Source organism: Streptomyces hygroscopicus subsp. hygroscopicus (assembly GCF_001553455.1).
Lineage (GTDB): Bacteria > Actinomycetota > Actinomycetes > Streptomycetales > Streptomycetaceae > Streptomyces > Streptomyces hygroscopicus.
Genome location: NZ_BBOX01000585.1, coordinates 1 through 5,662 on the forward strand (window position 1 = coordinate 1; position 5,662 = coordinate 5,662).

Annotated in this window: 2 protein-coding genes; both read right to left on the bottom strand. The window is 75.6% G+C overall.

The window, feature by feature from the left end; translation table 11 throughout:
- Positions 1 to 1,332: beta-ketoacyl synthase N-terminal-like domain-containing protein (locus tag AXW62_RS38965; RefSeq protein WP_174556485.1), on the bottom strand; the 1,332-nt coding region annotated here is incomplete at its 3' end.
- Between the two features lie 16 nt (positions 1,333 to 1,348).
- A partial coding sequence (locus AXW62_RS38970) for an SDR family NAD(P)-dependent oxidoreductase (protein ID WP_159061095.1) occupies positions 1,349 to 5,662 on the bottom strand: 4,314 nt, incomplete at its 5' end.

Here is a 5,662-nt window from a genome sequence, read left to right on the forward strand (position 1 = left end):
CGCGGACACACCGGCCCGGCGCGGACGCTCGTTCCTCGGCCACTCCACCGGTTCCGTGAGCAGCCGCACCGCGCCGCCGGACCAGTCCACGTGCGGGGTCGGCTCATCGACGTACAGCGTGGCCGGGAGCAGTTCGTGGCGCAGGGCCATCACCATCTTGATCACACCGGCCACGCCCGCCGCACCCTGCGTGTGGCCGATGTTGGACTTCAGCGAGCCAAGCCACAGCGGCCGGTCCTCCGGCCGGTCCCGGCCGTAGGTGGCGATCAGCGCATCGGCCTCGATGGGGTCGCCGAGCGTGGTGCCGGTGCCATGTGCCTCCACCGCGTCCACCTCGGCGGATGACAGTTGGGCGTTGATCAGCGCCTGCCTGATCACCCGCTGCTGCGAGGGGCCGTTCGGGGCGGTCAGTCCGTTGGAGGCGCCGTCCTGGTTGACCGCCGAGCCCCGGATCAGCGCGAGCACCTGATGGCCGTTGCGCCGCGCGTCGGACAGCCGCTCCAGCAGCACCAGGCCCACGCCCTCGGAGAAGCCCGTGCCGTCGGCGGCGGCCGCGAAGGGCTTGCAACGGCCGTCGGGGGCCAGACCGCGCTGGCGGGAGAACTCCACGAAGGTGTTCGGTGTGGTCATCACGGTCACGCCGCCGGCCAGGGCCAGGGTGCATTCGCCCTGCCGCAGCGCCTGGCAGGCAAGATGCATCGCGACCAGCGACGACGAGCAGGCGGTGTCCACCGTCACCGCCGGTCCCTCCAGGCCGAGGGTGAAGGCCACCCGGCCGGAGACGACGCTCAGGGTGTTTCCGGTGAGCAGATACCCTTCCGCGCTCCGCTCGATCCGCGGGGTGCCGAAGCCGAGGATTCCGGCGCCCGCGTAGACACCGGTGGGGGTGCCCTTCAGCGTGGTGGGGTCGATTCCGGCGCGTTCGAACAGTTCCCAGGAGACTTCCAGCAGCTGGCGCTGCTGGGGTTCGGCCGCCAGGGCTTCGCGCGGGCTGATGCCGAAGAAGGCGGCGTCGAAGCCGTCGGCCCGGTCCAGGAATCCGCCGTGGCGGACGTAGCTGGTGCCGGGGTGGTCGGGGTCCGGGTGGTAGAGCCCTTCCAGATCCCAGCCACGGTCGGCCGGGAACTCACCGATCGCGTCCCCGCTCGAGGCGACCAGCCGCCACAGGTCCTCGGGCGAGGCGATCCCGCCGGGGAACCGGCAGGCCATGCTCACGATGGCCACCGGCTCCCGCGACCGCTCCTCCATCTCGCGCAGCCGTCGGCGGGTCTGCCCCAGGTCGGCCGTGACCTTCTTGAGGTACTGGCGGAGCTTTTCTTCGGTACCCGGCATCAGTTCCGCTCCTCCATCAGGGCAGTTCACGGTCAATGAGCTCGAACATCTCGTCGTCCGAGGCGGCTTCGAGGGCGTCCAGGGCGTCCAGGGCGTCGAGGCCGGTCGCGCCGGCCTGGTCGCCGGCGCCGCCGTGGTTCCATTTCGCCAGCAGTCCGCTCAGCCGTTCGGCGATCCTCCGCCGGCCTTCGTCGTCCGTGGCGAGGGTGGCCAAGGCGGTGTCCAGCCGGGCCAGCTCGCCGAGGACCGGGTCGACGGCGTCCGGTCCCGGCGCGGCTGCGGCGCCGGGGGCCAGCCGTTCCAGCAGGTGGTCGGCGAGGACGGCGGCCTCGGGGTAGTCGAAGACCAGGCCGGCGGGCAGTCGCAGACCGGTGGCGGCGGCGAGCCGGTTGCGCAGTTCCACGGCGGTCAGGGAGTCGAAGCCCAGCTCCTTGAAGCTGGCCTCCGTCTGTACCGCGTCCGCGTCGGCGTGGCCGAGCACCGCGGCCGCGTGGCCACGGACCAGGCTGAGCACCTGCCGGTGCTGTTCGGCCGTGGACAGACCGGTGAGCCGGGCGGCCCAGTCGGCCTGCCGGTCTTCCCCGGTGGCCGCCGCGGCGCGCCGCCCGGTTCCGCCGGTGCCACCGGTGGCGGCCAGGGCGCGCAGCGTGGCGGGCAGGCTGTCGGCGGGCAGTCCGGCGAGGGTGCGGGGGTCGACGCGGGCGGCGACGAGGTGATCGCCGCCGTGCTGCACGGCGGCGTCGAGCAGGGCCAGGCCGTGCCGGGTGCTCAGGGCGGCGACGCCGGTACGGGCCATCCGGGCCAGATCCGCCTCGGCCAGGTGTCCGGTCATCCCGCTGGCGTCGGCCCACAGGCCCCAGGCCACCGACACCGCCGGCAGCCCGGCGGCCCGGCGGTGGGCGGCGAGGGCGTCGCAGAAGGCGTTGGCGGCGGCGTAGTTGGCCTGTCCGGGGCTGCCGAGGGTGCCCGCCGCCGAGGAGAACAGGACGAACATGCCGAGCCGCAGATGGGCCGTCGCGGTGTGCAGATGGGCCGCGGCCGTGGCCTTGGCCGCCCATACCCGCGCCAGCCGTTCGGGGGTCTGTGCGGTCACCACCGCGTCGTCCAGCACGCCGGTGGCGTGGATGACGCCGGTCAGCGGGTGCTCGGGGCCGACGCCCGCCACCAGGTCCGCCACCGCCGAGGCGTCGGTGACGTCGGCCGCCTCGATGCGCACCCGCGCGCCCAGTGCCGCCAGCCGGGCGGCCAGGTCGCGGGCCCCCGGAGCGTCCGGTCCCCGCCGGCTCACCAGCAGCAGATGGCCGGTCCGCCAGGTCCGCACCAGATGCTCGGCCACCAGACCGCCCAGGGTGCCGGTGCCGCCCGTGATCAGCACCGTGCCGTCCGGGTCGACCGCGGCGGGGACGTCGAGCACCAGCTTGCCGGTGTGCCGGGCCTGGCTCAGCTGCCGCAGCGCGTCCCGCGCCCGGCTGAGCGGCCAGGGCCGGACGGGCGCGGGCCGCAGCGCTCCGGTGGTGAACAGCGCGCTCAGTTCGCGCAGCATCTCCCCGACGCGGTCCGGACCGGCGTCGGGGACGAGGTCGAAGGCCCGGTAGCGGATGCCCGGGTACGCGGCCGCGAGCCGCTCCGGATCGCGGATGTCGGTCTTTCCCATCTCGGAGAGCCGTCCGCCCTCGGCCAGCAGCCGCAGGGAGGCGTCGACGAAGGGCCCGGCGAGGCTGTTCAGCACCACATCGACGCCGCGTCCGCCGGTGGCCTCGCGGAACGTCTCCGCGAAGTCCAGGTCGCGCGACGAGGCGCGGTGTGCCCGGTCGATGCCCATGTCCTCCAGCACGCCGTGTTTGCCGGGGCCGGCCGTGGCGTAGACCTCGGCGCCCAGGTGGCGGGCGATCCGCACCGCCGCCATGCCGACGCCGCCGGTCGCGGCGTGGATCAGCACGGTTTCGCCGCCGCGCAGTCCGGCCAGGTCCACCAGCCCGTACCAGGCCGTGAGGAACGCCACGGGGACGGCGGCCGCCTGCCGGAAGCCCCAGCCCTCGGGAATCGGCACGACCATGCGCGCGTCCGCCACCGCCCACGGGCCGAACGCGCCCTCGAACAGGCCCATCACCCGGTCGCCCACCGCGAGCCCGGTCACCTCCGGGCCGGTGTCCACCACCACACCGGCGCCCTCGCTGCCGCGGAACACCCCGCCGCCGGGGTACATGCCGACGACGATCAGCGCGTCGCGGAAGTTCAGGCCCGCCGCGTGCACCGCGATCCGGACCTCTCCCGGGCCCAGCGGCTCCAGCACCTCGGGGCGGGGCACGGGCGTCACATGGTCCACGGTGGACGCGCCCCGTACGGCCAGCCGCCACGCGGGCTGTCCCGCCGGGCCGACCAGACCGCCGCTGCCGGGCCCGCCGGCGCGTATCAGCCGGGGCGCCCAGACCCGGCCGGAGCCCACGGCCACCTGTGGTTCGTCCAGGGCGACGGCCCGGAACACACCGTCCAGCACCGCCGCGCCGGTCTCGTCGGGGTCCGGGACGCCGTGCGGATCGCGGTCGAGCAGGACGAACCGGTCCGGGTTCTCGGCCTGCGCGCTGCGCAGCAGACCCCACACCGCGGCACCGGCCGGGTCCACGGCCCCGGTGCCCGGGTCCTCCGCCACCGCGCGACCGGCGGCGACCGCGCCGTGCGTCACCACGACCAAGCGGCTCCCGGCCAGCCGGGGTTCGGCCAGCCAGCCCCGCAGCAGCTCAAGTGTCCGCCGTACGGCCGCCAGCGCCTCGGCTTCGGCGGCACCCGCGTCGAGGGCCGTCGCCAGGGCCGGTACGGCGGCCAGGGCCACCGAGGGCACGGGCGCGCCGGCGTCGAGCGCCGCGATGAGGGCCTCCAGGTCCGGGTGGCGGACCGGGCCCGGTGTCGCCCACTCCTCGTGCCCGGAGCCCAGCGCCACCCAGCCGCCGTCCCCGGCCGCCGGTTCGGGCAGGCCCGCGCAGGCGTCGGGAGCCGGCGCCGGGAGCGGGACCCAGTCCAGTGTGAACAGCCCGTCCACGGCGCCTCGGCCGGCGGTCCGCAGCTGGTCCGTACGGACGGGGCGCAGTACCAGCGAGTCGACGGTCAGGACGGGGTCGCCCACGGCGTCGGCCACGGTCAGCCGCAGGGCCCGCGCGCCGTCCGGGCCCTGCTCACCCGGGGACAGCCGGACGCGTACGGTGGTCGCTCCGGTGGCCCACAGCGACACCCCGTGCCAGGCGAACGGCAGCCACACCCGGCCACCGTCCCGTTCCTGCTCGGAACCGGTGCCGAGCATGCCCGCCGGGTGCAGCGCGGCGTCCAGCAGCGCCGGGTGGATGCCGAATCCGGCCTGCTCACCCGCCGCTTCGGGGAGCGCCACTTCGGCCAGTACGTCCGCGCCGTCGCGCCACAGCCTGCGGACGCCCTGGAACGCGGGCCCGTAGGCGTATCCGGCGGCCGCGGCACGCTCGTAGAACCCGTCCGTGTCCACCGGCTCCGCGCCCGCCGGGGGCCACGCCCCGGCGGGCCGGGGTGCCGGTTCCCGCTGGGGGCCGAGGACGCCGGCCGCGTGGCACACCCAGGCCGGGTCCGCGGCGGTTTCGGCGTCGCGGTCGGGCCGGGAGTACACGCGTACGTCGCGGCGTCCGTCGTCGGCGGCCTCGCCCACCACCACCTGGACCCGCAGTCCGCCGGTGTCGGGGAGGACGAGCGGGACCTGGAGGGCGAGTTCCTCCACGGTGCCGCAGCCCGCCTCGTCGGCGGCCCGCAGCGCCCATTCGACCTGGGCCGCGCCCGGCACCAGCCGGGCGCCCGCCACCACGTGTTCACCGAGCCAGCCGTGGCCGCCACCGGCGGTCAGCCGGCCGGTGAGCAGATGGGTGCTGCCGTCGGCGAGTTCCACGGCCGCGCCGAGCAGCGGGTGACCGGCGGGGAGCAGGCCGAGGTCGGTGGGGTCGCCGCCACGGCCGGCGGGGCCCTCGAGCCAGTAGCGCTCGCGCTGGAAGGCGTAGGTGGGCAGCGGTACCGTGCGGGGCGCGGGGTCGGTGGGAAACAGGGTGGTCCAGTCGACGTCGGCCCCGGCGGTGAACGCCTGGGCCAGCGACAGCGTCAGCTGGGCGAGACCGCCGTGGTCGCGGCGCAGGGTGGGCACGGTGGTGGCGGGGACGCCCGCCTCCTCGAAGCTCTCCTGCATGCCCATGGTGAGGACGGGGTGGGTGCTGGCCTCGATGAACACCCGATGACCATCGGCCAGCAACGCCTGGACCGCGTCGGCGAACCGCACCCGCTCCCGCAGATTACGCACCCAGTACGCCGTGTCCAGCGCACAGGG